Source organism: Bacillus sp. FSL H8-0547 (genome assembly GCA_038002745.1).
Lineage (GTDB): Bacteria > Bacillota > Bacilli > Bacillales > Bacillaceae > Bacillus_P.
In genome coordinates this window covers 3,515,589-3,541,554 of record JBBODD010000001.1, presented here as the reverse complement: position 1 = coordinate 3,541,554, position 25,966 = coordinate 3,515,589, and the positions used below count along the sequence as shown (strand labels likewise).

24 protein-coding genes, 1 other RNA gene and 1 riboswitch are annotated in these 25,966 nt (G+C 44.5%); of the genes, 3 read left to right on the top strand and 22 right to left on the bottom strand.

Translation table 11 applies throughout. The features are described 5' to 3' along the window. Positions 1-53: 53 nt before the first annotated feature. The gene (locus tag MHB63_17745; protein MEK3808366.1) at positions 54-3,629 is read right to left on the bottom strand and encodes a dynamin family protein; all 3,576 of its coding nucleotides are present in this window, start codon (positions 3,627-3,629) and stop codon (positions 54-56) included. 228 nt (positions 3,630-3,857) lie between these two features. Between MHB63_17745 and MHB63_17740 the strand changes: the two genes are divergently transcribed. Continuing rightward, positions 3,858-4,250 (top strand): sporulation protein, encoded by a 393-nt coding sequence (locus tag MHB63_17740; GenBank protein MEK3808365.1) that lies wholly within the window; start codon positions 3,858-3,860, stop codon positions 4,248-4,250. 209 nt (positions 4,251-4,459) lie between these two features. Here the strand turns inward: MHB63_17740 and MHB63_17735 are convergent, their stop codons facing one another. The 4 genes from MHB63_17735 to MHB63_17720 form a co-directional block, all read right to left on the bottom strand. Continuing rightward, positions 4,460-5,086 carry a metal-dependent hydrolase gene (locus MHB63_17735; protein ID MEK3808364.1) on the bottom strand — a complete coding sequence of 209 codons (627 nt, stop codon included), beginning with the start codon at positions 5,084-5,086 and terminating at the stop codon, positions 4,460-4,462. A 107-nt stretch (positions 5,087-5,193) separates the two neighbouring features. Next, the gene (locus MHB63_17730) at positions 5,194-5,715 is read right to left on the bottom strand and encodes a DUF2812 domain-containing protein (protein ID MEK3808363.1); all 522 of its coding nucleotides are present in this window, start codon (positions 5,713-5,715) and stop codon (positions 5,194-5,196) included. A gap of 3 nt (positions 5,716-5,718) precedes the next feature. Continuing rightward, entirely contained in the window at positions 5,719-6,039 is a 321-nt protein-coding gene (locus MHB63_17725) for a PadR family transcriptional regulator (protein MEK3808362.1), read from the bottom strand. Positions 6,040-6,193: 154 nt separating this feature from the next. Continuing rightward, positions 6,194-6,829, bottom strand: coding sequence for an FMN-dependent NADH-azoreductase (locus tag MHB63_17720; GenBank protein ID MEK3808361.1), 636 nt, complete (start codon positions 6,827-6,829; stop codon positions 6,194-6,196). A gap of 208 nt (positions 6,830-7,037) precedes the next feature. Between MHB63_17720 and MHB63_17715 the strand changes: the two genes are divergently transcribed. Further along, positions 7,038-7,325, top strand: coding sequence for a hypothetical protein (locus MHB63_17715; GenBank protein ID MEK3808360.1), 288 nt, complete (start codon positions 7,038-7,040; stop codon positions 7,323-7,325). A 272-nt stretch (positions 7,326-7,597) separates the two neighbouring features. On the opposite strand, the gene MHB63_17710 is transcribed toward MHB63_17715, so the two are convergent. The 4 genes from MHB63_17710 to MHB63_17695 all read right to left on the bottom strand — a co-directional run bounded on the left by MHB63_17710 (position 7,598) and on the right by MHB63_17695 (position 10,710). Continuing rightward, on the bottom strand, positions 7,598-8,158 hold the full coding sequence (locus tag MHB63_17710; protein MEK3808359.1) for an isoprenylcysteine carboxylmethyltransferase family protein: 561 nt from the start codon (positions 8,156-8,158) through the stop codon (positions 7,598-7,600). After that, positions 8,158-9,258 carry a 3-oxoacyl-[acyl-carrier-protein] synthase III C-terminal domain-containing protein gene (locus MHB63_17705; protein ID MEK3808358.1) on the bottom strand — a complete coding sequence of 367 codons (1,101 nt, stop codon included), beginning with the start codon at positions 9,256-9,258 and terminating at the stop codon, positions 8,158-8,160. The genes MHB63_17710 and MHB63_17705 overlap by 1 nt, the downstream gene beginning before the upstream one ends. 185 nt (positions 9,259-9,443) lie before the next feature. Next, positions 9,444-9,980, bottom strand: coding sequence for a GNAT family protein (locus MHB63_17700; protein ID MEK3808357.1), 537 nt, complete (start codon positions 9,978-9,980; stop codon positions 9,444-9,446). Positions 9,981-10,056: 76 nt separating this feature from the next. After that, entirely contained in the window at positions 10,057-10,710 is a 654-nt protein-coding gene (locus tag MHB63_17695; protein MEK3808356.1) for an MtnX-like HAD-IB family phosphatase, read from the bottom strand. 105 nt (positions 10,711-10,815) lie between these two features. On the opposite strand from MHB63_17695, the gene MHB63_17690 reads away from it, so the two are divergent. Further along, entirely contained in the window at positions 10,816-11,574 is a 759-nt protein-coding gene (locus MHB63_17690) for a L,D-transpeptidase family protein (protein ID MEK3808355.1), read from the top strand. 67 nt (positions 11,575-11,641) lie between these two features. Here the strand turns inward: MHB63_17690 and MHB63_17685 are convergent, their stop codons facing one another. From MHB63_17685 to MHB63_17625, 13 genes are all read right to left on the bottom strand, one after another. Beyond that, positions 11,642-12,952, bottom strand: coding sequence for a nucleobase:cation symporter-2 family protein (locus MHB63_17685; GenBank protein ID MEK3808354.1), 1,311 nt, complete (start codon positions 12,950-12,952; stop codon positions 11,642-11,644). Next, complete coding sequence (locus tag MHB63_17680) at positions 12,949-13,539, bottom strand: xanthine phosphoribosyltransferase (GenBank protein ID MEK3808353.1); 591 nt, start codon at positions 13,537-13,539, stop codon at positions 12,949-12,951. The genes MHB63_17685 and MHB63_17680 overlap by 4 nt, the downstream gene beginning before the upstream one ends. Before the next feature lie 90 nt (positions 13,540-13,629). After that, positions 13,630-13,731: riboswitch (purine riboswitch) on the bottom strand. Between the two features lie 148 nt (positions 13,732-13,879). Further along, entirely contained in the window at positions 13,880-15,403 is a 1,524-nt protein-coding gene (locus tag MHB63_17675) for a carboxypeptidase M32 (GenBank protein MEK3808352.1), read from the bottom strand. Between the two features lie 864 nt (positions 15,404-16,267). Further along, the gene (locus MHB63_17670; protein ID MEK3808351.1) at positions 16,268-18,205 is read right to left on the bottom strand and encodes an ATP-dependent DNA helicase; all 1,938 of its coding nucleotides are present in this window, start codon (positions 18,203-18,205) and stop codon (positions 16,268-16,270) included. Positions 18,206-18,347: 142 nt separating this feature from the next. Continuing rightward, complete coding sequence (locus MHB63_17665; protein MEK3808350.1) at positions 18,348-18,545, bottom strand: hypothetical protein; 198 nt, start codon at positions 18,543-18,545, stop codon at positions 18,348-18,350. Positions 18,546-18,600: 55 nt separating this feature from the next. Continuing rightward, positions 18,601-19,752 carry a class I SAM-dependent RNA methyltransferase gene (locus MHB63_17660; protein MEK3808349.1) on the bottom strand — a complete coding sequence of 384 codons (1,152 nt, stop codon included), beginning with the start codon at positions 19,750-19,752 and terminating at the stop codon, positions 18,601-18,603. Positions 19,753-20,198: 446 nt separating this feature from the next. Continuing rightward, positions 20,199-20,589, bottom strand: an RNA gene (rnpB, locus tag MHB63_17655) — RNase P RNA component class B. A 69-nt stretch (positions 20,590-20,658) separates the two neighbouring features. Further along, entirely contained in the window at positions 20,659-20,964 is a 306-nt protein-coding gene (gene gpsB / locus MHB63_17650; GenBank protein ID MEK3808348.1) for a cell division regulator GpsB, read from the bottom strand. 76 nt (positions 20,965-21,040) lie between these two features. Then, positions 21,041-21,607, bottom strand: a complete 567-nt coding sequence (locus tag MHB63_17645; protein MEK3808347.1) for a DUF1273 domain-containing protein — start codon at positions 21,605-21,607, stop codon at positions 21,041-21,043. A 64-nt stretch (positions 21,608-21,671) separates the two neighbouring features. After that, entirely contained in the window at positions 21,672-22,094 is a 423-nt protein-coding gene (locus tag MHB63_17640; protein MEK3808346.1) for a spore coat protein, read from the bottom strand. Between the two features lie 94 nt (positions 22,095-22,188). Beyond that, a complete protein-coding gene (locus MHB63_17635) occupies positions 22,189-22,284 on the bottom strand; it encodes a hypothetical protein (GenBank protein ID MEK3808345.1) in 96 nt (31 codons plus the stop codon). Positions 22,285-22,438: 154 nt separating this feature from the next. Then, complete coding sequence (locus MHB63_17630; GenBank protein MEK3808344.1) at positions 22,439-23,683, bottom strand: ribonuclease H-like domain-containing protein; 1,245 nt, start codon at positions 23,681-23,683, stop codon at positions 22,439-22,441. Continuing rightward, positions 23,674-25,959, bottom strand: a complete 2,286-nt coding sequence (locus MHB63_17625) for a DEAD/DEAH box helicase (GenBank protein MEK3808343.1) — start codon at positions 25,957-25,959, stop codon at positions 23,674-23,676. The genes MHB63_17630 and MHB63_17625 overlap by 10 nt, the downstream gene beginning before the upstream one ends. Positions 25,960-25,966: the final 7 nt, after the last annotated feature.

Here is a 25,966-nt window from a genome sequence, read left to right as displayed (position 1 = left end):
AGCCTTGAGGCTTTGAAAATGTATGCAGGCTGCGCATACCTGATAGGGTGACTTCATGACTTGACACCTGCTGCAGAAAGAATCTTCTCAAGCACCTCATTACTCCGCTCATAGGCCGAGACATCTTCAAGCGTGTATGCTGACAGAAGCGCTTCATAAAATGACTCTGTCTGGAGGACAAGATTCCCGGTAAGCTCCTTGCTTGCTTCTCTCAGCTTTTCTCCATAATAAGCCTTAAACTGATTTTCGCTCTCCGTCAGCTGAATTGAAACAGGATGAGCAAGCTTTTCCTGAAGCTCTTCACTTATTTGCTTTTTCTCGTTTTTCTCAAAAAAAGCCTTCGTATTTTTAAATTTCTTCAGCGGCTGTTTTTCTTCATTTGTTACATGTTCTTTCAAAGACGTTCTGATTTTAGGCGTTTCAATCTTTTGTAAATCAGGCATGGAAGTCCGGAGCTGTCCGTTGTGCATCAGCATTTCTCTTGCCGCCTGTTTAAATGCATCAGATAAAAGACCGTGCACGTACTTCTCAAGTCTCAGAGTAACGGCCTGCAATTCCTGCAGAACATAAAACTGAAGGGAAGCAAGAAGATCCTGATAGCACTCGTCCAATACTTCTTTCGGGGATTTGGAACCGCCAAATGCTCCCGGATGAAAGGCTTCTTTGAACAGATCCGGAAACCTGAGCATCGTCCGCTGCTTCACATAGAACAGCTGCTCTTTCACTTCCTGCTCCAGCTGTTTCTCCCTGAGATTTTGCGTTTCTGCATTCAGCATGGACAGCACCTTTTCTCTTTGAGCTGTCAGCGTCTTTATTTCCCGTTCTCTTTTCTCCTGATTGCTGTCTGCTGCATCAAGGACCGACTGCAGCTGCTGCTTTGCAATCGAAAGCTCAAGCTTTGCAGACTGAATCATGGAAGCTGAAAGATCATGGTTCATAAAGTGATGGAATTCCTCTTTCATCACCCCGAATTCAGATTGGAGAGGATCTGCCGTTTTAGCAAGCTCCTGCATGCTTGATATTCCGTAAAGGCGGGGACGCCTGATTTCGTGAGTCAAAAGCTGGTCACGGATATAGTCTTTCACCAGATCAATTTCTTCTTTGCTTCCTGCAAGGTCAATGGCATTGATGATAAAAAACATTTTATCCATCGAGAAGGTGTCTTTCACCCTTCCAAGCTGCTTCAGAAACTCTCTGTCTCCTTTTGAAAACGGATGATTATAATAGGTGACAAACAAGATGGCGTCCGCATTTTTAATGTAATCGAATGCGACTTCGGTGTGCCTTGAATTAAACGAATCCGCTCCAGGAGTATCGACGATCGTAATTCCGCTTTGCGTCAGGGGGCTGTCAAAATAAATGACAACTTCTTCAACCGTGCATGCTTTTTCCTCATTTGACACATAGTCTTTATATTCTTCCCTGTTTACGGCAATCGTTTTGCCGCTGATTGTACCGATCACAGACAATGCCTTTTGATAGAGGGGCAAAAGCGACTTAAGTCTCTCGCTGTCCCCTTTCATAACAGCAAGTTTCTTGCGGGCATCCTCGGCTGAAACTGCCTCTATAGAGAAAACATCCGCAATCTCCTCCAGAAATGCACGTTCAGTCTTAAATGTCACTTCAATCATCCCGTGCGGTTTATCCTTTGTAACAGGTTTGATTTTATTAATTGCAGCCGTTGTCGGTGTTGGCGATGAAGGCAAAAGCTTTTCACCAAGCAGCGCATTTGCAAAAGAAGATTTTCCTGCACTGAATGCTCCAAACAGGGCAACAGTAAACGACTTGTTCTGAAGGGACTCTGCTTTTGCCCTTAAGGAGGCTGAAAGCTGCTGAAAGCCCGGAATACCGGTCAGTACATTTGATGCTGCAGCGATCTGGTCTGCAAAAAATGCCTGATCAGCCTTTTGATCCTGAACATGTGTCTTTTCAGCAGATACCTTCTCAACCTTCCGGTTAACTGCGTTCTTTTGCTCAAGCGTTCCTTCTGAGGCAGCTTTTTCCGGATGCTCCCTTATCCACTCGGCAAGGTCGAGTTCAGGAAGCTTTTCCTGTGAGGCAAGCTCCATCACGTCATTTTTCAGCTGTTCAAACCCAATCAGTCTGCGGTACAGTTCGTTTAATGCTTCAAGTTTCTCTTTTCGTTTCGATACGTCTGAGAATAATGCTTGAAGCTGAGCATCGTTTTGATCTTTCACATGCTGTTCCATCTGTTCGATCAAAGGCAGCACCTGTTTTTTTGTCTCTTTTTTTACCGATTCACTTAAATCATTGGAGTAGGTGAGCGTATACTGCGCGTTGGCCGTAGCCCCTTTTTGAACGGAACTGTGCAAAAGGGCAGCATCTGTTGTGATTGAAAAATCCTGAAGCTTCTGCAGAAAATCAGGGCTGCTGATCTCATGCTCTGCTGCTTTTTTCTTCAGCAGTTCATTCACGTGCCAGGCAATTTGAGACTGCAAATGGCCTGAAATGTCCTCAAACAGTTCCGTTTCCCGTTTTTTCTGTTCTTCTGCTGTTTTCGCTTTTGAGAAGAACAGCCCCACTTTAAATCCCGGCAGTGACGCTTCAATAAACCTTTCAGCCTTTGATCTTGTCTCAAATGGAATCAGATTGGCATTTTTAAGGATATAATCCAGCTGATCACGCAAGTCTGCTGAAACAGAGCTGATGCTGTCAGAAAGCGTCTTAAATGCAGCTTGGGATGCGTCCAGTCCTTTTTGAACACTGCTGATTTGCGAGAGCAGTTCATCTGCTGAAATATCCTTCATTTGAAGATCTTCTTCCTTCTGGCCGAGATAGTCTGAAGTTAATGAGATCAGTGTGTTTTGGGCATTCTCTTGTACAAGACCCTCATTAATGATCATTTGGCTGATGAGATTTTTTACGGAAGAAAGCTGATTATGCTCATGGTCTAAAGCCGTAAGTGACGTATAGAAAACATGGTCTGAAGGCAATCCCGCAGCTTCGAACGTCATTTCAATCTGAGCCCTGAATGCAGAGAAGGCTACTTCCTCTTCCCTGTGTTTATCAACTTGATTCACAATTAAATAAATCTGTTTGCCTTTATGTATCATTTCGTGGACAAATGCCACATTTTCTTCGGATTGAACGTGATTGTAATCTGTCACATAAAACACTAAATCTGCGAGATGCAGAGCAGATTCAGTCGCCATGCGGTGAGCGGCGTCCGTGGAATCAATTCCAGGCGTGTCCATGATCACAACGTTTTCCTGAAGGGACAAATACTCATCTTTTATCTCGATTTTTAAGACCTCACTGCCCTGCCTGCAGTAGTCCTTCACTTGCTGAATGGAGTAGGATCCCTTCAGCTTGATCAGGTTTCCTTTCGTGTCATGCAGGATGACAGATTTTTCACCCTTTTGAAGCAGCACGACATTTGCACTTGTCGGAATCGGGCTTGTCGGCAGAACCTCTTCGCCGAGCAGCGTGTTGATCATCGTTGATTTTCCTGCTGAAAAATGGCCTGTAAAAGCAATGTGCTTCGTATTCTTTTGAATTTTATAGAACAGCTCGATCAGTTTATCGGCTGTTTCAGGTTCATCCTGTATTTTGTTCCATACAGCAGCTGTTCTGGGAAGCAGATGCTGTTTTAACGTTTTCGTACTCATTCCCTAAACCCCTTTGTCTGGCGTATATTGCTATTTTACTTGATTTTTTCCCTTTTTCCCATCCTATTATAAGAATCTTTAAACAGTTACAGCCGTTTTTGAAACTTTTCTCTTGCGGAGACGTAAAAAAGACAAACTTTTATTGAAATTATGGTTGAAAAATTACAATAAATACGTAAAATAATCAATGATAACAGATGGCCGCTCGGCCGGAAGGTGGGTATTTTCTTGTTACTTGGAAAAGTGCTGTGCAAATTTGGTGTAGGATCTGCCAAAATCGATCTTGTCCTTAGAAAAGATACATACTGCATTGGCGATATGATTAAAGGTGAATACATTATAAAAGGCGGGGTTGCTGAACAGCGCCTTAAAAGAGTGGAGTCAGATCTCGTGCAGACACACGCAGAGAATGATACGGAACGGGTAATCAACACAAAGACCATTTTTTCATCCGCGGTCATTTCAGCACAGGAAGAAAAAACAATGAATTTTTCTTTTGAGCTCCCTCCTTCCCTGCTGCCGACAGACAGCCATATTTCCTATAAATTTATTACCCGTCTAATCTTTACTGACGGCATCAGCAGCGTTGACCACGATGAAGTCATTATTCAGCCAGGCTGAACCTTTTAAAATCAGAAATGCAGTCCGGATGCGGACTGCATTTTTTCAATGTCACAAAAAATATAAATAATAGCAAATTAATCCTCGGCAAGCGGAAGCGCCTAAATCCTCTGTCAGAACAAATCCGTCAAAAAAGGCGGGACCCGGACTCTTCCGACGGATTCTTATCTGCCTATCGGAGCGGGCCTTGGCGCTTGCGCTTTTGTTCTTTAAAACTCCTTCGATGAGAACGGCAGAAAAAATTTAACTCCGCGCCTGTTAAAAGGCAGCATTTTCATATCTGCAATCAGATGACTCGCATACCCTGCAGTACCTGCGTAAAAAGCTCCCTGAAGCCCTGTTGCCTGTTCAAATTGTGAGGCTATAACTGCGAAAAACAAAAGCCCGGCAATACTGTGCGTATAGCTTCTGTGAGGGACAAAAGAAGCTATGATCATAAAGACGCCAAGCAGAATGACCCATGTTTCCTGCAGGGAGAAACCTCCTGCAGCAATTCCCGCCCCTGTCATCGTCAGCATATGCCTCTGCCTGATAAAAGCAGACAGCACGATAATTGCCGCTCCTGCTCCCATGCCAGTCCAGATCTCATTTCCCTTTCCTTGAAAAAAACTGTACATAATCATTAGAAATCCCGCGACCTGCGCGACACTGCGGATAAAATGATGTGAAAATGTCAGTCTGTTTCTAAGCTTGCCGTCAATATCAGCATCAGGCATTAAGGCTGTGAGTCCTCCGAGCGCAGATAAAATGAGCGTCGCTTCCAGATCTGCTCCGACTGCACTCGCAGCCCCGAAACCTGCTGCCGCTCCTATCGCCATATGTGATGTTCCATCCATGCTGTACTTTCTCTCCTTTAACGTTCATCCCTACATTCTAATACAAAAAAGCCCTGCTTGGAGGACTTATGTGGAAAATCATTCTTTTAGCTCACACAAACACAGATTTACAGGTTCTTTCTAACAGATGCATACCGAATTTGCAGAGTAATAAACGTCAGGGCTGCAGGAACAGCCAGAGCAAGTGATGCCGGAAAGATAAACCGCTGGATAATGACTGACTCCTGCATTAAAAAGACAGACGCAATGGCAAGCAGCGAGAGGAAACAGGCAATCGATCCAAACCAGTTTTTCATCACGGCATATTTTTCTGCTTTAGATTCATCCTCTGTATGAATAGGCGGAGTTCCCTCTTCTGCTGAAAAAACATGGACGCTTCCACTTGATGTAACAGGCTCCCAGCCCGCAGCCCTGAAAACGTTATAATACTCCTCAGCTTCATCTTCCTTTACATTCTGATAGTCAAGACTGTATATCAGATGCTGAGGATTGGATTTTTTAAGCGTATAGCCCATAAAGGAGAATTTTTCAAGCACCCAGCCCTTTTGGGCCATTTTACTGAGTTTTTTCATTTCCCGTTCTTCTGCAAAAGCCAGACCTGCTGAAGGCATATATCTTCTTTTTTCCATCGATCAGACCTCCTTATTTTTCTTAAAAGCATGGAGTCCATGTGCAGCCATCCTCTGTCTGCGGCCTATCTCGAGCTCCAGGAGTTTCCGGCCCTTTTCCGTTGCTTTGTAAACTTTCCGTCTGTCGTTCTGACTGGCAGAAAGCGAAATAATTTCAGCATCAAGCAGCTTTTTAGTCAGCGTATAAAGCGTGGCAGGGCCTATTATAAATTCTCCGTCTGTCAGTTCTTCGATATGTTTCATAATGAGATATCCGTGCTTTTCTTCAAGCAAAGATAAAACAATGTAATAAGCTGGATCTGTAAGCTGTTCCATTTCCATCATCGCATTCCTCGGCAATGTATCACCTCTTTATATCATGTATCAATATATCGTTTAATGATATATCTATTAATAATATAATAATGGTATTTCCTGTTTGCTGTCAATCTTTTCTAATAAAAAAAAGAACCCCCGGCTGGAGATTCTTTTTACTGTCTTAGAATGTATGTGCAAGATCTTTCGCGCGTGCGATCCCGTCTTCTTTGATTTGCTGTGCTTTGTCAGGCATTGCTGCATGTCCTTCAATGAACAGGCCTTCAAATGAAGGAACACCGAAGAACTGCATCATGATGCCGAGGTAGCGGTGGCCCATTTCCATCTCAGCAGCAGGGCCTGTTGAGTAGATGCCTCCGCGCGCCTGAATGTGAAGAGCCTTTTTGTCTGTCAGTAATCCGACAGGTCCCTGCTCTGTATATTTGAACGATTTGCCTGCAACAGCCACAGAGTCAAGATAAGCTTTCATAACAGGAGGGAAAGAGAAGTTCCAAAGAGGTGTTACGAAAACATATTTGTCAGCTGAAATGAATTGTTCGCTCAGCTCAGACAGGCGTCCGACCTTTGCTTTTTCTTCAGCTGAAAGTTCTTCAAAGCCTTTTCCCGTCTGCAGTTTTCCCCAGCCGCTGAAAACATCTGCATCGATATGCGGAATGTTTTCTTTATAAAGATCAATGTGAACAACCTCATCGCCTGAATTTGCTTTTTTGTACTCATCTAGAAATGCTTTTCCTGCTGCCATACTGAAAGACGCTGTATCGTCGTGCGGATGCGCAGTGATGTATAAAACTTTTGACATGTTAGTCACCTTTCCTTTTTAAAAGTTTGATCCCGTTTTATTATTGTTTAAATCCATGTGATTAAAACAATAATTTAAGAATCTCTAAATTGAATATCTTCAATTCGAGATAATAATATCGAATCCGGCGAATTTTGTCAAACATAAAGCTTACAGAAATATTATTTGCCGCATTCTCTCATACTAAAAAAAGAAAGGATGGAGAGAAATGACAGAATTTCCGATTATCCATACAAATTTCTGGGATGCGGTCATTGCCGTTCCTGCTGTTGTGGTTATTACGCAAATCGTTAAGCTGATCTTTAAGATTCCTCCGCCATTTGTCCCTTCTGCTGCGGGACTCACCGGGCTGTTTATCGGTCTGTTCATCAGCCATCCCAGCCACTTTTCAACAGGGCTGTTTATGGGATTCTTTTACGGAAGTGCTGCTGTAGGAGCCTATTCCTCTCTTAAAACTTCGCTGAAAGCGTATCGCAGGTATGAAAAAAAGACATAAAAAAACTGCCGAATCAGGCAGCATGAGGTTAAGAAGCAGTATTCACTTTTTTCAATATGTAGCCAATCAGTGTGCTGTAGGCCAAAACCGTTCCTAATACGAGTGTCATTTCCATCGTCTCACACAACCTTTTCACTGAGAATGATTATTACCTTCACTCTACCACGAATGAAAATCATTTTCAACAGGGATTTATGTACACGATTTAAAATGATGATGTTCATTCATTCTATTTGCGGCATCTATGCTTAGATTATGCCCGACTAAAACTGTTATTCCTCCCGTTTTCGGGGGACAAATCTCTTTTTCCATGAAAAAGATGAAGCGTAATCTGCCGTATGTTCGGCAAGCGCTTTTTCCTCAGCGGGGATTCTGATAGACAGAATGACTGCGTTGAGCAGGGTAAATATTACAGCTGTAGCATATGCCTGAAATAGAATCGGCAGAAACAGGATTTCAACAGCAACAACCAGATAATTAGGATGCCTCATATACTTGTACGGTCCTTTTGCCACAACCTCAAGATCTGGGACGATGATGATTTTCGTATTCCAGTACGGCCCAAGACTGAACACAGCCCAATAACGGATAATCTGCGTGAGCACGATAATCGGAAGAATGACCATCCATAGCGGGGAGAGCTGTTTATTAAAAAGCAGCACTTCAAGAAGGAACGAGAGCAAAAACAGGCTATGCAGCGCTACAATCCACGGATAGTGACTTCTGCCATGTTCTTGCCCTCCCAGATCCAGCAAGCGTTTTTCGTTTCGCTTTGCCATCACAAGCTCACTCAGTCGCTGAAGAATAATAATCATCAGGAAAAAGGCGAAGATCATGATACCCGCTCCCATTCCGCTAAAAGCAGCTCTGCACAAAATCCAGGGCCAAGCGCTGCGATGATGCCAAGATCCCCCGGGTTGACGCGGCTGCTTGTCATGTACTCATCAATCACATACATAACCGTTGCAGACGACATATTTCCGTGCTGCCTTAAAACATTTTTTGAGACGGACAGCTGCTCCTCGGTGAACCCGAGACTTGCCTGATACGCATCAAGCACTTTCTTTCCTCCGGGATGTGCGAGGAAATGCTGAATGCTTTTGAGTGAAACCCCCTCATCAGCAAGGTAATTCTCCACCGTACCCTTCAGCCAGTTTCTGATAATAGACGGAATATCTCTTGAAAAAATCACATAGAATCCGTTGTTTTTAATTTCCCACCCCATCACATCTTCAGAATCTCTCATAAACACTGATCGTGTCGACCGTGTTTTCGGAAGGACAGAGAGAGCAGATAAATGAGCCATATCAGCGTTTTCTCCCGCAAGAAGAGTACATGCAACGCCGTCTGCAAACAGCGATGTGCCGATAAAATTGCTTTTGGACAGATCGTCATGCTGAAAGGTCAGGCTGCAGAGCTCGACACAGACAACAATGACTTTCGCGTCCGGATAAGCCTTGCAGTAGTCATGAGCCCTCGACAGACCTGATGCGCCGCCTGCACACCCGAGCCCCCAGATCGGCACTCGTTTCACTGACTCTTTAAACGGGAGATTGTTGATGATTTTGGCATCTATGCTCGGAGTAGAAATTCCGGTACTCGATACAAAGAAAATCGCGTCAATTTCTTCACAGCCAATCTCTCTTTTTAAACAGACGGGGTTTTGCAGGCAGCTTATAATCGCCTCCGTTCCAAGAGCTACAGCCGCCTCAATGTATGTATTGTTTTTTTCCTGAAAAGTGTGCTGAGTCCTGTACCAGCTCATGTCTTTAACAAATTGCCGTGACTCTATGTCACCATTTTTAAAAGCAGGCAGCAGCCGGTTAATATCTTTAAACGTCCCTTCAAAGAGTTCTTTTGCAAATTCTACAGTCGCGTCCTGCTGCATCCTGTTTTCCGGTATGCTCTTGCCGACTGATAAAAGATAGGCCATCCCATCCACCTCATTTTTTTCTGTTAAAGGTTACTTTTTCCAAATAAGGTGGTATTTATGTAAAAACGGATAAAAAAAAGCTCTTCCCTGATCAGGGAAAAGCAACGTTTTAAAGGAGTTGTTGTTGTGCTCTTTTATTATATCGCGAAAAGCTGGTTTGAACAGACATGATTGGATGGAAATTTTTAAAAGAAGTAGGCCATATGAATCTCATCATCATACTTCCCGTTCAGAACGGCCTGTTCACGCTGTACTCCCTCTATTGTAAAGCCGTATTTTTCATAAAGCTTTACCGCTACTTCATTGGAAGCAAAAACCGTCAGACAGAGTTTGTGAAGGTTATTCTTTCTGCACCAGTCAAGTGTTGCACTCATGACTTCCTTGCCGATGCCAAGGCCCTGTGCAGAATCTGAAATCCATGTCCGGAACAGACCGGTATGTCTTTTCATTTGAAGCTCTCCCCGCAGAACTCTTGCGATGCCGACAACCTTCCCCTGCATTTCAACACCGAGGTAAAAGTTATCTTTCTCTTTCATTTCTTGAATAAAGGCTTTTTCTTCTGCAAGGGAACGCGGATTTTCTTTTTGTATGTACGTTCCCGAGTCAATGATGCTCTGTACGGATTCGATAATGTCAGCTGCATCCTCTTCCCTTACAGGCCTCAATGTAACCTCTTCTCCATTTTTTGCAGTAAAAACCCTTTTGTTATCTTGAGTAATCATTGAAGTTCAGCTCCTTGACGTTAGTATATCTCTGCGCTCAAGAAGTAACACATTATACAGGCTGTTTCCCGATTTTTCAAATGACAAGTACTCCGCGTCCGCGCAAATACGTTTCTACATCTAAAAACGTGTCTGCTTCAATGTAGGCAACTCCCTTTTTGTCAAGGAGCCCGCACAGCGCGTCCTTTGCGAAGGTTACATCTGCAAAGGCTGCAGGATGGGAATCAGGTTCGCTGTCTCCGTAAAAGTAAACCGTATCATAAGTTTCTTTCAGCTTCTGAATGACTTTTGATTTATCAATTCCGTATCTTTCGGAATAGCTCCAGTCATTTTTATCAATTTCCAGATGGATGTTTTTGCTTTTAAAATGACCCTTATTTGAGATGATCTCAACGTTTTCGGCGCCAAGCGCGTCAAAAATGTGCTTAATATAATAATCTGTTCCTGCACTTAAAATATAAAAGTCACCGCCGTTTTGTTGGACACGCTCAATAAATGGTCCGATATAATCGTCAAGCGGCAAGGTCAGAATGGTTTTAATCAGCTCTTCCTCTTCAAGGTGAATCGAGGAAAAGACACGGCTTAAAAAGTCAATATCCAGCATCTCCCCCCGCTTCCACTGCTTGAACAGCGCTTCTCCTTCAGGGAAAAATTCCTCTATCACAAGGTGATAAAAATCTTTTTTAGAGATCGTCCCGTCAAAATCGGATACAAATGCCCATTTTTTCATTGTAAACCCTCCATTGATTTAATTTCCCCTTCTGGAAATATATAGATTTCTCTCATCATATCATGTAGTAATTGCTTTCAATTACTAACATCAAAGGAGAGACACATGAAGAAACTATTCGTTATTTTCACCGCCGCGCTATTTATTTTTTTCGGCGCAGGCATCAGCAAAACAGAGGCAGCAGGAAGTGACTTTATTATTATTAACAAGTCTAAAAATCAGCTCGCATTTTATCAGAACAGCAAGCTCAGCAGCGTGTTTAAAGTGGCGACCGGCAAAAAGCCCTCCTACACTCCTGAAGGAACCTTTAAAGTTGTCAGTAAGATTATGAACAGACCTTACTACAAGCTCGGCATTCCAGGCGGTGACTCGCGCAACCCTCTTGGAAACCGCTGGCTCGGCATCAACGCCAGAGGCACGTGGGGCACAACGTATGCCATACACGGTAACAACAATCCAAGCTCCATCGGGCAGTACATCAGCAACGGATGCATCAGAATGTATGATAATGAAGTGGAATGGCTGTACAGCCAGGTGAAAATGAATACACCTGTTATCATAACATCTTCCGGCAGTTCGTTTGATGCCATTGCCTCATCAAAAGGATTTAAAGTGAGCGGCAGCAAAGCCGTATCATCTAAACCATCCGGATTTACGGGACAAAATCTGAAAAAAGGAAGCCGGGGAAGCGAAGTCAAACATCTCCAGCAGCTTCTCACCTCCAAAGGGTTCAACACCCGCGGCATTGACGGGATTTTCGGAAACAATACCGATAAAGCAGTGAGGTCTTTTCAAAAAAGCAAAAAGCTGTCATCAGACGGCATAGTCGGCCCGGCTACAAAAAAAGCTCTAAGTATGTATTAAAAAAGCCATACCCTGAAGATGTTCAGGGTACGGCTTTTCTTTTGGACATTATCTTGCATCAGAAGAATTAAGATGCATGTTTTTCGTTCAGACGAACGGCTTCGCTTTTTTCTTCTTTTCGTACAACATTGAATACAATATTCAGCAGAATGGCTGTCAGGCTTCCTGCCACAATGCCATTGTTGGTCAGGATTTTAACAGACTCGGGAAGAGTGGCGAACATATCAGGCACGGCAGTCACTCCAAGTCCCATTCCTACAGAGCACGCGATAATCAGCAAATTTTCCTGTGAAGCAAACTCTACCTTGCTCAGCATCTTGATGCCGTAAGCAATGACCATTCCAAACATGGCGATCATGGCCCCGCCAAGAACGGCTTCAGGAATAATGGTTGTGAAGGCCGCAATTTTCGGTACAAGTCCAAGCACCATGAGCATTCCTGCTGCTGTATAAATGACATTCCTTGATTTAACGCCCGAAAGAGAAATCAATCCTACATTTTGAGAATAGGCTGTATAAGGAAAAGCATTAAAGATTGCTCCAAACAAGTAAGCCACGCCTTCTGCGCGGTACCCTTTCGCAAGATCCTCTTTTGTGATGTTCTTTTTCGTGAGATCTCCAAGTGCATAGTAAACCCCGGTTGACTCTACCAAACTGACGATTGCGACAAGGATCATGGTCAAAATCGGAGCAATCTCAAACGTCGGCGTTCCAAAGTAAAACGGCTTGCCGATCTGAAACCATCCTGCTTCAGAGACAGGCTGCAAATCTACCTTTCCCATAAACGCAGCCGCTGCCGTTCCAGCGATCAGTCCGATCAGGATGGAAACAGCGCGGATGAAACCAGTGAAAAATCTGTAAAGCAGAATAATAAACAGCAGAACACCAAAAGCAAGCGCAAGATTCGACGGAGATCCAAAATCAGCGGCCCCCTGTCCGCCCGCCATATTATTCATGGCAACCGGAATCAGGGTGATTCCGATAATCGTGACGACAGATCCTGTTACAACAGGCGGAAAGAATACAGCCAGCTTGCCAAACACGGTTGAAATCAGAATGACGAAAATTCCTGAAACTAAAATCGCACCATAGACAGAAGATATTCCGTATTCCGTCCCAATGGCGATCATTGGACCAACTGCTGTAAACGTGCAGCCAAGCACAACAGGAAGGCCGATGCCGAAAAACTTGTTTTTCCACACCTGCAGAAGGGTTGCAAGACCGCACATAAATATATCAATGGAAACAAGATAAGTCAGCTGTTCAGGCGTTAATCCGAGGGCTCCGCCTACAATCAGAGGCACGATAATCGCACCTGCGTACATGGCAAGAACGTGCTGAATGCCGAGTGAGAACACTTTAAAGGAATTGTTATTCATCGCACTGCCTCCGTTTCTTCAAGAAATTGCACAGTTCCGTTTTCAAGAGACTCGATTCGTGCAAGAGATTCCACGCGAAAGCCTTTTTCACGAAGCAATTTCCCGCCGTCCTGGAATGATTTTTCGATCACAATACCCATGCCCTCGATTTTTGCTCCGGACTGCTTAACAATTTCGGCAAGTCCCAGTGCAGCCTGGCCATTTGCCAGAAAATCGTCAATGATGAGCACACGGTCTGTTTCTTTCAGATGTTCGCCTGAAACAGCGATCGTGTTTTCTTCCTGCTTCGTAAACGAATAAACAGCTGCTGTGAGAAGCTTGCCCTTTAACGTAAGAGAGCTGCGCTTCCTTGCAAAAACAACCGGCACGTTCAGCTCGAGCCCTGTCATTACCGATGGCGCAATTCCTGAGGATTCAAGGGTAAGAATTTTCGTAATGCCTTCGTTTTTAAATCTTCCTGCAAACTCTTTTCCTACTTCTCTCATTAAAAATGGATCAATTTGATGATTTAAAAAGGAGTCTACTTTCAATACCTGATCTGAAAGCACCTTTCCTTCACGTTTGATTTTTTCCTGCAGCATAATCATCCTATTTCCCTCCAGCTATAAAAAAACGGCATCGTCTCATAGAGTGAGACAATGCCGTTTAGAAGATCGCTTAAAAGAAGCAGGCTGCAAAACAAAGCACTGCTCACTCATAGTCAGATGATTAACGGTCATCCGGTAGAAACTTGCAGGCCATATCCCCGCGATTATATGAGTGTGCACGTTTTATTAGAATAGTAGCATTATAACAGGGTTTATTCGTTATGGGAAGAGTATTTCGCATAAAAAGCGAATAATGAGATGATTTTCATTTTGGATTATTCGTATTTCTCTAAAAACTTTCATGTAAAAAACCGCACGGAAATTCGTGCGGTTCCCTTAATTATTTTGCTGGCTCAAGCTGATACAGTTTCGAGTACTTCGCCTCAAGATGATCAATTAAATACTTGGCGTTCAGGCCTTCTCCTGTTACATCATGGAGGATCTCAAGCGGCTGCTTCATTTTTCCGTGCTGATGAATCTTTTCTGTCAGCCAGTTTTTAATTGTGCCGAACTCACCGTTTTCAACAAGCTGGTCAAAGTCAGGCAAGTCTTTCAGCATCGCATGTTTAAATTGCGCGGCATACATATAACCAAGCGCATAGGACGGGAAATAGCCGAACATGCCGCCGGACCAGTGAACGTCCTGAAGCACGCCTTCTGCGTCATTTGATGGCGTTACGCCAAGGTACTCTGTATATTTTTCATTCCAGATGCGCGGAAGATCCTCTACTTCAATTTCATCATTAAATAAACCCTTCTCAATTTCATAGCGGATCATGATGTGAAGCGGATACGTCAGTTCATCTGCCTCGATGCGGATAAGTGACGGCTTGGATTCGTTGACTGCACGGTAGAAGTCATGGAGCGCTACATCATCAAACTGCCCGTCAGCATACTGCTTAAGCGAATCATAGTAACGGTTCCAGAATCCAGGATTTTTGCCGATGAATTTCTCATAGAAAAGAGACTGCGACTCATGAATCCCCATGGATGTACCGTCGCACAGCAGGGTTCCTTCAAGATCCTCTGAAATGTTCTGCTCATACAGCGCGTGACCGCATTCATGAATCGTACCGAAAAGCGCTGTACGGAAGTCTTTTTCAGCATATTTTGTTGTAACACGCACATCCCCGCGGTTTAGACTGATCGCAAATGGATGGACCGTCTCATCAAGGCGCCCCGCTTCAAAATCGTAGCCGAGCTCTTTAAGGAAAAACTCTGAGATCTGGCGCTGCTTGTCTTTTGAAATCGGCTCATACAAAAAGTGAGTTTCCGGCTGGTTCTGTGACTCCGTAATGCTTTTTACTAACGGCACAATGCGGCTTCTCAGTTCACCGAAAACCCGGTCAAGCACCTCAACGGTTACACCCGGCTCATACTGGTCAAGGAACGTGTCATATTTATTTTCTTTGTAGCCCCAGTACTCCAGAAACTTTTTGTTGGTGTCAACTAGCTTCTTCAAGTACGGTGCAAACAGGCTGAAATCCGATTTTTCCTTCGCTTCTTCCCACACAGACTCTGCTTTGGACTGAAGAATAACGTATTCTTTGTATTCTTCCTGCGGAATCACTTTGCTTAGTTTGTATTCTTTCTCACTTTCAAGAGCTGCTTTGAAGGTGATTTCCGAAACCTCATCCTTCGCGCTCAGAATCTGATCAATATAGGATTTCATTTCATCAGAAGTCTGCATTTGAAATACTTCCGTAGATAGAATGCCAATTGCCTGTGAACGCTGTTCAATCGCTTTTTTCGGTGCACCTGTGCGCAGATCCCAGAACATGAGCGAAATGGCTTCATTATAGCTTTTCATCTTTTGCAGGTACTCTAAAAATGACGTTTCAACGGATTGAATGGTCAATCTGATCACCCCTTATTTAGGTATGTAAAATAGTAGTAATTTTCTAACATTTTTAGATTAAAGGAAAGAAAAGGTCTTTGTCAATGATTTTATAAACTGACGGGTCGGTTTTAATTTTGTTATTGGATGGGTGATTCCGGTTTTTGCTTACCCTCTCAAATCGTTTTGCGGTTTCCGAGGATGCGATTCGCTCGCTTGCTTACCCTCCCACATCGTTTTGCGGTTTCCGGGGGTACGATTCCTGGGCTTGCTTACCCTCCCACATCGTTTCTCGGTTTCCGGGGGTACGATTCGCGCGTTTGCTTACCCTCCCACATCGTTTTTCAGTTTCCGGGGGTACGATTCACGCGTTTACTTACCCTCTCAAATCGTTTCTCGGTTTCCGAGGGTACGATTCACGCGTTTGCTTACCCTCCCACATCGTTTTTCAGTTTCCGGGGGTACGATTCACGCGTTTACTTACCCTCCCACATCGTTTTGCGGTTTCCGAGGGTACGATTCACGCGTTTGCTTACCCTCTCAAATCGTTTCTCGGTTTCCGAGGGTACGATTCACGCGTTTGCTTACCCTCTCAAATCGTTTCTCGGTTTCCGGGGGTACGATTCGCGCGTTTGCTTACCCTCCCGAATCGTTTCTCGGTTTCCGAGGGTACGATTCGCTCGCTTGTTTACCCTCCCAAACCGTTTTTCAGTTTCCGAGGGTACGATTCGCTCGCTTGCTTACCCTCCCGAATCGTTTCTCGGTTTCCTGGGGTACGATTCGCGCGTTTGCTTACCCTCCCGAATCGTTTCTCGGTTTCCGAGGGTACGATTCGGGCTCTCCAGACTCATTTTCCATACAAAAAAAGCGAAGGGACTTCTCCCCTCGCTCTTACAGTTCTTCAGCTGTTACAGGCAATACGGATTTTACTTCTTCAAGTACGCTCAGATCCTGCTTTGTGGAGAGGTAGATTGAAATCTCCCCGCTGTCAGTGCTGGTTCTGATCAGGCGGCCAATGCCCTGTTTCAGTCTCAGCATCATATATGGCATATCCACATCAGCGAACGGATTGGCCGAGCTGCTCCGTTTTGATTCAAACACCGGGTCATTTGGAGGGAACGGCAGTGACCAGATGATCACGTTCGACAGGGATGCCCCTGGAATGTCTAGTCCTTCCCACAGATGCACGGCGCATAATACAGATGTCTCATTATTCTGGAACTCAGAAACAAGCTTGCTTATTTCCTGGTCTCCTTCAAATAAGAAGCGATAGTTTGCCTTGTGGGCTGATGCATAACGTTTAAATACGTCAAGTTCATCTCTCGTGTTAAACAGGACGAGCGCGCGGCCTCCTGATTGTTCAATTCTTTTCATTGTTTCCGCACATTTTACTTCATTGAGGGAAACTGACGCTGACACGTCGAGCAGTGAGATCTTCATGTTTTCTTCATAATCAAACGGCGATTCGACGTTCAATGACAAATAGTCTTTAATTCCAAGACTGCCTGCAATAAAGTCGAACGATCCATGGTTGGACAGTGTCGCTGATGAGAAGATATACGGCTTTTTCTGAGAAAATACTTTCTCTCTCAACACTTCTTCCACTGTTCTTGGCATTATGATCAGGGAGAAATCCTGCTCCCCGTTTTCAATCCAGTGGATGGCACCTTTTTGTTTATTAAAAAGGGAAATGGAAAATTCCATGCTGTCCAAATATTCCTCGACAATCTTCAGTTCGTAGGAATCAATGGTATACATTTCCCCTTCAAATACAAGGGCCTCTCCAATTTCAGCCAGCATCCTGTGCAGTTCAAGCCCCTGTTTCCGCAGCGTATCGTTCATCACAATCTTAGAGCGGTGTGAGCCTTTTACTTCTTCCGATGCTTCAAGCAGGCTGTCGAAAAATTCCTCGTTGATGACGAGCGTGTCTTCAACTAAATGGGCAAATTCTTCTCTGATGTCATTCTGAAGCAGTCTTTCAAGCAAAATGGCAAGCGTGCTGCTTTTCACTCTGTAGGTAAGGGCTTTTTGGGCTGCATATTCAAGAAGATGTCCTTCATCAAAAACAACCGAACTGTGCTCAGGCAGCAATGGCAGCTGTCCTTCACGCTTTCTTGAGTCGTATGTCCAGATATGCTCCATGTAGAAATCATGCGAGCAGACAATCAGGTCGGTTGCTTTCCGGTAGTGCTCGCGTGAAAGCGTCAGCCCGCAGCGATGCCTTTGGTCACATGACAGACAGTCCTGGAAAGAATCATAATTGACATTGCTCCACTCTTCATCTGTCAGGTTAGGATATTCTTTCCGGTCTCCGTAATGATAGAAAGACTGCATACCTGCTTTTTCATGGACAAAGCCCGGAAGCGATTCAAATAGATCAAGATACAGGTCTTCACCTGTACGCTGAATCGTCTGATCCAGTTTTTTCAGGCACAAATACTGATCCTGGGATTTTCCGAGTCTCACATCAATGGTTAGATCCAGATGTTTTCTGAGCTTTGCAATATCCCCTTCATTTTTAACAAGCTGTTCAATCAATGTTTCATCCGCACATGCAATAACAGCCGGTTTTCCGGTGTAGCGTGCATAGCTGATCGCATAGAGCAGATACACCAGTGTTTTTCCCGTTCCTACGCCAGCTTCTGCAAACATGACACTCTTTTCACGGAATGCACGTTCAAGCTGAAACGCCATAAAAATTTGTTCATCTCTAAGTTCAAAGCCTTTTTCAGGCAAAATATCGTAAAATACATCTCCGATCCAATTATTCAGCCCTTCATAGAAGGTTTCATTTTTGGAAACAGCAAATGGCAGACGTGACGTCGGCATGTATCAGATCCCCCGCAATCATTTATACTCAAACAACTATTTTCTCATTTGTCATTCTGTTCGTCAACTGCTGTGAGCTGACTATGCCCCTGAATTAAGGAGCCATGAAAAAAGACAGGCTTTCATAATATGAAAGCCTATCTCAGCGGTCGTACAGCGTATCAATCATTACCTTTTGGTCAATCGCAGAAGCATGTGCCACTGCTTTTAGAAAATCAGCTCTTGCACTGCTCAGTGATGCATGCGCAGCCGCTTCATCTCCGTTTTCAATTAGAGACAAATAAGTAGATGACAGCGCCTTTGATATGAGATTAAAATCATTGTTTCCGCCCAGAATCACTCACTCCTTGAAAAGAAATCAATACTGTTTTCAGTGTATTCAAGGAGCGAGACTTCTATACCTCTTTTCGTTCTCTCGGCGGGCGTTTTCCCCAATACTGATAATAATCAGTTTCGATAAACCCGTTAAAGAGCTTGCGTTTTTTCGTAGCCTGCCTGCCGTAAAAATCTTCAAAGCCTTTATGGGAGGTCAGCATGTAGACAGACCAAGTTTCATGAGGGAGCAGAGCCCGTCCCATGCCTTTATACAATTGCTCAACTTCTTCTTTTTCTCCCAGACGTTCGCCGTATGGAGGGTTTCCGACTATAACGCCGTATTCTTTGCGGGTCGTGAAATCACTGACCTGCATTTGTTTAAATTGAATAATGCCGCCAAGACCAGCCTCATCCGCATTTTCCTCTGCAATCGAAATCATGCGGTGGTCAATGTCATAGCCCGAAATATCGAGCTCCAGATCATAGTTTGCAAGATCTTCTGCTTCTGTGCGTGCTTGGTCCCAATGACTTTTGCCGATGATATCCCATTGTTCGGAAACAAACTCCCGGTTAAAACCAGGGGCAATGTTCTGTCCGATTAATGCCGCTTCTATCGGAATCGTGCCCGATCCGCAGAAAGGGTCTACAAACGGACGGTCAGGCGTCCAGTTTGTGAGCATCACCAGAGCAGCAGCCAGTGTTTCCTTAAGTGGCGCCCCTCCCTGGTCAAGCCTGAAGCCGCGCTTGTGAAGCCCTGCGCCGCTTGTATCAATCGTCAATGTCGCCGTATCTTTTAGTAGAGCAATTTCCACTTTATAAAGCGGACCTGATTCTTCGTACCACTCTGAAGCAATCTTGTACTGCTGCTTCAATTTTTCGGCAATTGCCTTTTTCACGATACGCTGACAGTCAGGCACACTGTAAAGCTTTGATTTTACCGATTTTCCCGTGACTGGGAATTCTGCCTGGCGGGGAATAATTGCTCCCCAGTCAAGAGCCTTTGTTTTTTCAAACAGATCGTCAAAAGAGTAGGCTTTAAACTCGCCCACTTTCAGCTTTACGCGGTCAGCTGTGCGAAGCCATAAATTCAGTCGGGGAATATCTTTTGGATCCGCCTCAAATGTCACTTTGCCGTTGTCGGTCGTGCATTCATATCCAAGATCCCGCACTTCTTTGGCAACAAGCGCCTCAAGTCCCATGGCAGCTGTTGCAATTAATGTCACCTTACTCATTTGCATCACCTTCTAAATCAGACTGCAGGATAAGCCTGCAGATCCATTTTTATTTCATTCTATTTTGTGCATAGTATACGCAGCTCAAACTTCCAGTAACCGTGCGGGCGATTCCGCTTTTCTCATTGTCCAGCTCCACCGCCCAACTCCTCCGTCAGAACAAAATCCCCCCAAAAGTCAAAAGCGTACTTTTCGGGTGATTTCTTTTCTGCCTGTCGGAGCTGAACGGGCGATTCCGCTTTTCTCATTGTCCAGTTCCATCGCCTAACTCCTCGGCCAGAACGGCTCCGCCAAAAAAAGCAAACCCGGCTTTTTCCGGCGGATCCTTTTCTGTCCTTCGGAGCTGAACAAGGCGATTCCACTTTTCTATATGTAAATAAATGAAAAGCTCTCATCACATTTGAAGAGAGCCTGTTTTAAACATGTTAAGTTTACCTGAAATAACGTTCTGTAAGCCATGTTTTGTCCCTTTGTACTGCAAACGGCCGGTATCACCTCGTACTCCGGTGGTAATCATCTATCTACGGAAGCTTAAAGCTTCCGGCCTTCTCCTTGTTCAGTTCCTAAGAGAAGGTGCCCCTACCTATATTTGGGTTTCTCGCTCGAGGGGTTTACCGCGTTCCACTCCTCAGGTTTCCCTGAGGACTACGTCACTGTGGCACTTTCAAGGTAGCAGAGCCATATCCGAAGACTTAGGCCCCTTCCCTGCCGTCAGCCGGATCACCCGGCTGCCCTAGCTTATGACTTCGCTAGGCACGAACACTACGGGCATCTCAGCACCGTGCGAGCATGGACTTTCCTCTACAGCCCTAAAGACTGCAGCGATTACCTGAACGTTATTATTTGTTAAGAGCAAATACTAGTATAGTTAATTACAGACAGGATTGCAAGAGCAAATAATGGAAATCAATCGTAAAGCTTGCTTCCGAATACGTGCTTCTCAAGGTTCGATAAACGTTTCAGAATATCAAAGTTTGTCGTGTTTGTCTGTACAGGCTGAACTTGCTTGCGGTTGAATGAGTCTTCAAGCTGTTTTGTCAGACGCAGGTTTTCCTGCTGAAGCTCTTCAATTTCCTGATGGAATGTTTCATAATCCTTGATGATCAAATCAAGAAACTTATCCACGTCTTCCTGTTTGTAGCCGCGCATTCCCTGTTTAAATTCTTTTTCTAAGATTTCTTTCGCTGTTAATTTAATTTTATCGGAAAGCATCTCTTTCACCTCGTCACACTGAAATCATCTTTTCATATTTTTTCATAGTTCTGATGCAGTTGTCAATTTTCTTCAGTTATTCGCCTGTCCAAAAATGATCCTTGCTTTGCTCTTCTTCCACAATGAGCTGCAGATCTGCAAAAGAAATCGTCATGATGGAGTATTCGCGGGACTCTGCCTTTTTTCTGGCCGTCTCGAGCAAATATTTTGGAGACCCAGGGTTTTCTTCGTCATAAACCAGCAGGAGTCCTTCACTTTTTGAAACAAAAAATTCATTTTTCAGTCTGAACTGATTTGGATTATCATATTTTCTTTTTGTGATGCTGTCAACAAAGTCGGCCGATGACACAATGTATTCGTAATATTCTTTATTGTCTTCATTCCATTTTTCTTCCTGCTCCAAAAATGGAGTCAGAATGCCGAGCTTTAGTTCATCATACTCTACCTGCAAATCAAAGACAACCTCTGCAGCCCAGAGCTCTATTCCGAGCTGGCCGCTGATCAGCACCCACTCGAGTCCTTCTTCTGCAAGGGGCCGCAATGATTTTTCAATGGCTTTTTTTATGTAGGCGACTCCCGGGTCATCATTTTTAAAGATGCCGAGTTCAAAAGGTTTGTATCCGGATACCGTGATGACCTTCATTTTGTATGTCTCCCTTCAAAGAAGATAGGAGCTGACATGTTTCATCAGCTCCTAAGGTGAGGTATTAACGGCCGTAAGGACTCATAGGAGGTCTTCCGCCGCCGCAGTTGAATTGTTGGTTTGAAACAGAGTTTACCATAGAATTTGTTTGAGGGAAAAAATGCTTGTGCTGAATGTTCTGGTGGTTAACGACAGTTGTGTGAGTCGGGTGGATATGAGGAACAACTGTTGTAGAGAAAGTATGCTGCACGCAGCACTTTGTCGGATGAACAATCGGCGGACACATTTTGACAGGTCCCATCGGCATCATCGGCATTTGAGCACCGGCCACCATATTTGGAGCTGGCATGTTAGGTCCCATTTGTGCACCTGCCACCATATTTGGAGCTGGCATGTTCATTTGAGCGCCGCCTACCATATTCGGCATGTTCGGCCCCATTTGAGCGCCGCCCACCATATTCGGAGGCATGTTGTTATTTGGCATCATGTTTGTTTGTCTCCTTTCCTTCATTTCTTATCTGTCTTACAGTGATAGTCTATGAAGCAAGGAGTGTACATGTACTGATGCAATAACCTATTTTTTACAAGAATGCATAGAAACTGTCTTTGAAGTTTGAAAAGATGAAGACTGTTGCAAATAAGACGATGAAAAACAAGTAGAAGATGCCTTTGTACATGTTCGTGCTCACCCCGGTTATTAATGTTTACAGTCCCTAATTTTACACGCATCTTCACCGTTCTACAATTACTTGAATGCCCATCTTAAAAATTTCACAATATCGACAAATTTTATGCGAAAAAGAGCGGATTATGCGGTTCCCCGGGGAATAATTACCCCATTTTATTCCCCAGCCGTTTCATTCTTTTTAAAAGCTCTGCCTTCTCTTTTTGTGAATCGGTTTTCAGCGCCTGATCCTTTTCCTTTACTGCAAGATATGCGGATGTGGCAAATGAAAGGGCCTTTTTTGCATCTTTCGCCTTGTGCTCATAATACTTTGCCGCTTCAACTGATGCCTTTATCTTATATTTCAAGCTTCCGCCTTCCGCACAAGAGAGGAATATCGGCAGTGCTTCTTCCATCTTATTGTTCTTTTTCAGCTGCATCGCCATCTCGAATTTCGCTTCAAATTCCCTCTCTGAGCCTGATTCTGCTGCAGATTTAAATGTGTCGAAGGCTGCCGCCTTTTCGCCTGCCGACAGCAGCCAGCGCGCGACTTCATATTGCTCAATGCCGGTTGCTTCGACAGAGGGAAACAAAATTCTGTGTGTGAGATGCGTGTAGAGAGTGATGAGTGAAAGAATATCCATTTCATTATGAGTCAGCACACCGCTGATGTGATCTGGATCCTCTGACTGAACATAGCTGAAATACAGCATGGGAGCAAGATAGCCCGGAACATCATGCTCCCTCTCGATTCCAAGAATCTCCTTCTCGACATGACTCAATTTAACCGACTCAAGCCTCGTTTTCCAAAGCCTTCTGGCAGCATGAAAAAGATCGAAATGGCCGAAGGACGGTAGCTTCGGCACCTGATCTTTAATCAGCGTATGCCGCGTTTTCACCTGAGGCCAGTCAAAGGCTTTACCGTTATAAGTGACAAGGGTTTTCGTATTGACCCGGCTCAGAAAACTTTGATAAAGCGCCACTTCATTTCCCGGTTTCGGCAGAAAATGCTGAACGACTTTAACTTTATCCTCAAACACCTGCGCATGGCCAAGCAGAAAGATCGTATTTCCCGCCCCGCCCCCAAGACCTGTCGTTTCTGTGTCAAAGAAAAAGAGATCCTGCGATTGATGCTCTTTAGAAGAAAGCGGATGAAGGCTGTCTCTCTCATTCCATAGGGAAACCGCTCTATGAAATTCACCAAGCTGATAGAGGCCGTGCTGAAAAGAAAGATCATATGTCCTTTCCCTTACAAGACAGTACTCACCATCAAACCAGAACGGTTTTGTATCAAGTGACTCCCACTTTGAAAGGTGCGGCACTTCTCCTTCAGGCTCCCTTTTGACAGTCTCTGGTTTCTCTTCCAGTGACATATGTGATTTTAACCGGTTTAGCTTTCCTTTTAACGACAAGAATCTTCTGCTCCTTTAAGACCGTTTAATAAGTAAAGGGTATCCTTCTTTTGATGGTCGGATCCTTCCAGGCCCGTGCACGACGGACAGCCTGTTTCACAGGGGCATCCGCTGATCATGGCATTCGTTTCACCGAGCACGATTTCCATTGTTTCAAATACTTTCCCCGCAAGACCGACTCCTCCGGGATATTTGTCATAGAGAAAAACGGTAGGCTGGTCATTATGCGTCGCCTTCATTTGCGGAACAACGCTTATATCAGACGGGTCACACATGACGCTGATCGGCACAATATGCTTCAAGGCATGCGCCAGACCGAGAAGGGCTTCTTCAAGCCTGTCTTTCTTCAGCATTCCGGCAAGTTCATCCGAAAGACTGATCCACGCAGCATTTGTGTGCAATTCTTCTTCCGGAAGGTGGATGGGGCCCGATCCGATATTCTCATGTGTGTCAAACTTGATTTTTTTAAAAATGGTCGCCATAGCCTGAACCGTAACATCCCCGTATCCTAGATGGTGGGTATCTTTTGTTCTCGTTTTGTCTTCTTCAAGCACTTTCAGCTGCACGGCAAGATTTGCATCTGTAAAATAATCGACATCCACTTCTCTTACAAAGGCTTTTTTCTCTTCCCAGTCGAGCATCTCCACCTGATACTGAATGCCCTGATGAAGGTAGATCGCCTCATCATGAAGCAGGGTCATGGCGCTGAATCTGTCCATCTCCCCGATGACTTTGACGTTTGCAACATCCGACTGGTCAATGATGATAACATTTTCCTGCGAAGCCGAGCGCAGACTGATGTTGTGGGCCGGGAAAGAATCGTTCATCCAGTGATATTTGTCTCTATTAAAATAGAGAACTTTCTCTTCTGTCAGAAATTCCAGAATCTCCTCGATATCCAATTGTCCGAATGATTCATCCTTTTTGAAAGGCAGTTCAAACGCTGCACATTTAATATGATCCACAAGAACAATAAGATTGTCAGGATTAATAATGGCCGTTTCCGGATTCTGCCTGAAAAAATAATCCGGGTGCTGAATGATGTACTGATCAATTGGGGTCGATCCCGCCACCATTACAATCAGGGCTTCCCCGCTTCTTCTGCCGGCACGGCCCGCCTGCTGCCAGGCACTCGCGATGGTTCCCGGATAGCCTGTCATAATGCAGACCTGAAGCTGTCCGATATCAACCCCTAGTTCTAGGGCATTTGTGCTGACAACGCCAAGGATCTCTCCGTTCCTCAGCCCTTTTTCAATCTCGCGCCTTTGTTTAGGCAGGTATCCTCCCCTGTAGCCGCGTATCGTCTTCTTTCCAAGCTCCCCTTTGATCAGCTCCTGCAAGTACGTCAAAATAATCTCCACACGCACCCTGCTCCTTGCAAATACGATTGTCTGAATTTTATTTTTAAGAAGTTCGGATGCTATCTTTCTTACTTCCAGTGTAGCGCTTTTCCGGATATTCAGCGGCTTGTTGACGATTGGAGGATTGTAAAAAAGAAAGTGCTTTTTCCCCGAGGGGGCACCGTTATCATCAACGAGCACTACGTCTTCCCCAAGCAGCTCTTCTGCAAGCTCCTTTGGATTGGCAATCGTTGCTGATGTGCAGATAAAGACCGGATTGCTACCGTAAAAACGGCAAATGCGTTTTAGCCTGCGGATCACATTTGCGACATGGCTGCCGAATATTCCCCTGTAAATATGAAGTTCATCAATAATGATATACTTCAAGTTTTCAAAAAGGGAAACCCATTTTGTATGATGGGGCAAGATTGCTGAGTGAAGCATATCAGGATTTGTCATGACAATGTGACCCGCCTTCCGGATGACATTCCGGATTGTCGGAGCAGTGTCTCCATCGTAAGTGTATGAATTGATTGGAACTCCAAGCTCTGTAATCAGCTCATTCAATTCGCTTTTCTGGTCCTGGGCAAGTGCTTTGGTAGGAAACAAATAAAGCGCCCTGCTGCTTTCATCTTGAACGATCTGCTGCAAAACCGGAAGATTGTAGCAGAGCGTTTTTCCTGAAGCAGTCGGAGTGACGGCAACAAAGCTTTTTCTGCTGCGTGCAAGCTCATAGGCTGTAGCCTGATGGGTATAAAGAGACCCTATGCCTCTTGCTGCAAGCGCCTCTCTTAATCTGATGTCAACAGAAGACGGCATAGCGGCTGTTCTTGCTTCTCTTGGTTCTATCGTATGAGCATGTACAATCTGCTCTTTAAATTCTTCATCGCGTTTTAAAAAATCAATAATTTCTGACAGTGACTGCTTTCTTCGCACTCTGATC

Coding starts and splice junctions, on each gene's coding strand:
- MHB63_17745 (MEK3808366.1), bottom strand. CDS start 3,629: ATGAGTACGAAAACGTTAAAACAGCATCTGCTTCCCAGAACAGCTGCT.
- MHB63_17735 (MEK3808364.1), bottom strand. CDS start 5,086: ATGGATGGAACATCACATATGGCGATAGGAGCGGCAGCAGGTTTCGGG.
- MHB63_17730 (MEK3808363.1), bottom strand. CDS start 5,715: ATGGAAAAAAGAAGATATATGCCTTCAGCAGGTCTGGCTTTTGCAGAA.
- MHB63_17725 (MEK3808362.1), bottom strand. CDS start 6,039: ATGATGGAAATGGAACAGCTTACAGATCCAGCTTATTACATTGTTTTA.
- MHB63_17720 (MEK3808361.1), bottom strand. CDS start 6,829: ATGTCAAAAGTTTTATACATCACTGCGCATCCGCACGACGATACAGCG.
- MHB63_17715 (MEK3808360.1), top strand. CDS start 7,038: ATGACAGAATTTCCGATTATCCATACAAATTTCTGGGATGCGGTCATT.
- MHB63_17705 (MEK3808358.1), bottom strand. CDS start 9,258: ATGGCCTATCTTTTATCAGTCGGCAAGAGCATACCGGAAAACAGGATG.
- MHB63_17700 (MEK3808357.1), bottom strand. CDS start 9,980: ATGATTACTCAAGATAACAAAAGGGTTTTTACTGCAAAAAATGGAGAA.
- MHB63_17695 (MEK3808356.1), bottom strand. CDS start 10,710: ATGAAAAAATGGGCATTTGTATCCGATTTTGACGGGACGATCTCTAAA.
- MHB63_17690 (MEK3808355.1), top strand. CDS start 10,816: ATGAAGAAACTATTCGTTATTTTCACCGCCGCGCTATTTATTTTTTTC.
- MHB63_17685 (MEK3808354.1), bottom strand. CDS start 12,952: ATGAATAACAATTCCTTTAAAGTGTTCTCACTCGGCATTCAGCACGTT.
- MHB63_17680 (MEK3808353.1), bottom strand. CDS start 13,539: ATGATTATGCTGCAGGAAAAAATCAAACGTGAAGGAAAGGTGCTTTCA.
- MHB63_17670 (MEK3808351.1), bottom strand. CDS start 18,205: ATGCCGACGTCACGTCTGCCATTTGCTGTTTCCAAAAATGAAACCTTC.
- MHB63_17660 (MEK3808349.1), bottom strand. CDS start 19,752: ATGAGTAAGGTGACATTAATTGCAACAGCTGCCATGGGACTTGAGGCG.
- gpsB (MEK3808348.1), bottom strand. CDS start 20,964: ATGCTTTCCGATAAAATTAAATTAACAGCGAAAGAAATCTTAGAAAAA.
- MHB63_17645 (MEK3808347.1), bottom strand. CDS start 21,607: ATGAAGGTCATCACGGTATCCGGATACAAACCTTTTGAACTCGGCATC.
- MHB63_17640 (MEK3808346.1), bottom strand. CDS start 22,094: ATGATGCCAAATAACAACATGCCTCCGAATATGGTGGGCGGCGCTCAA.
- MHB63_17635 (MEK3808345.1), bottom strand. CDS start 22,284: ATGTACAAAGGCATCTTCTACTTGTTTTTCATCGTCTTATTTGCAACA.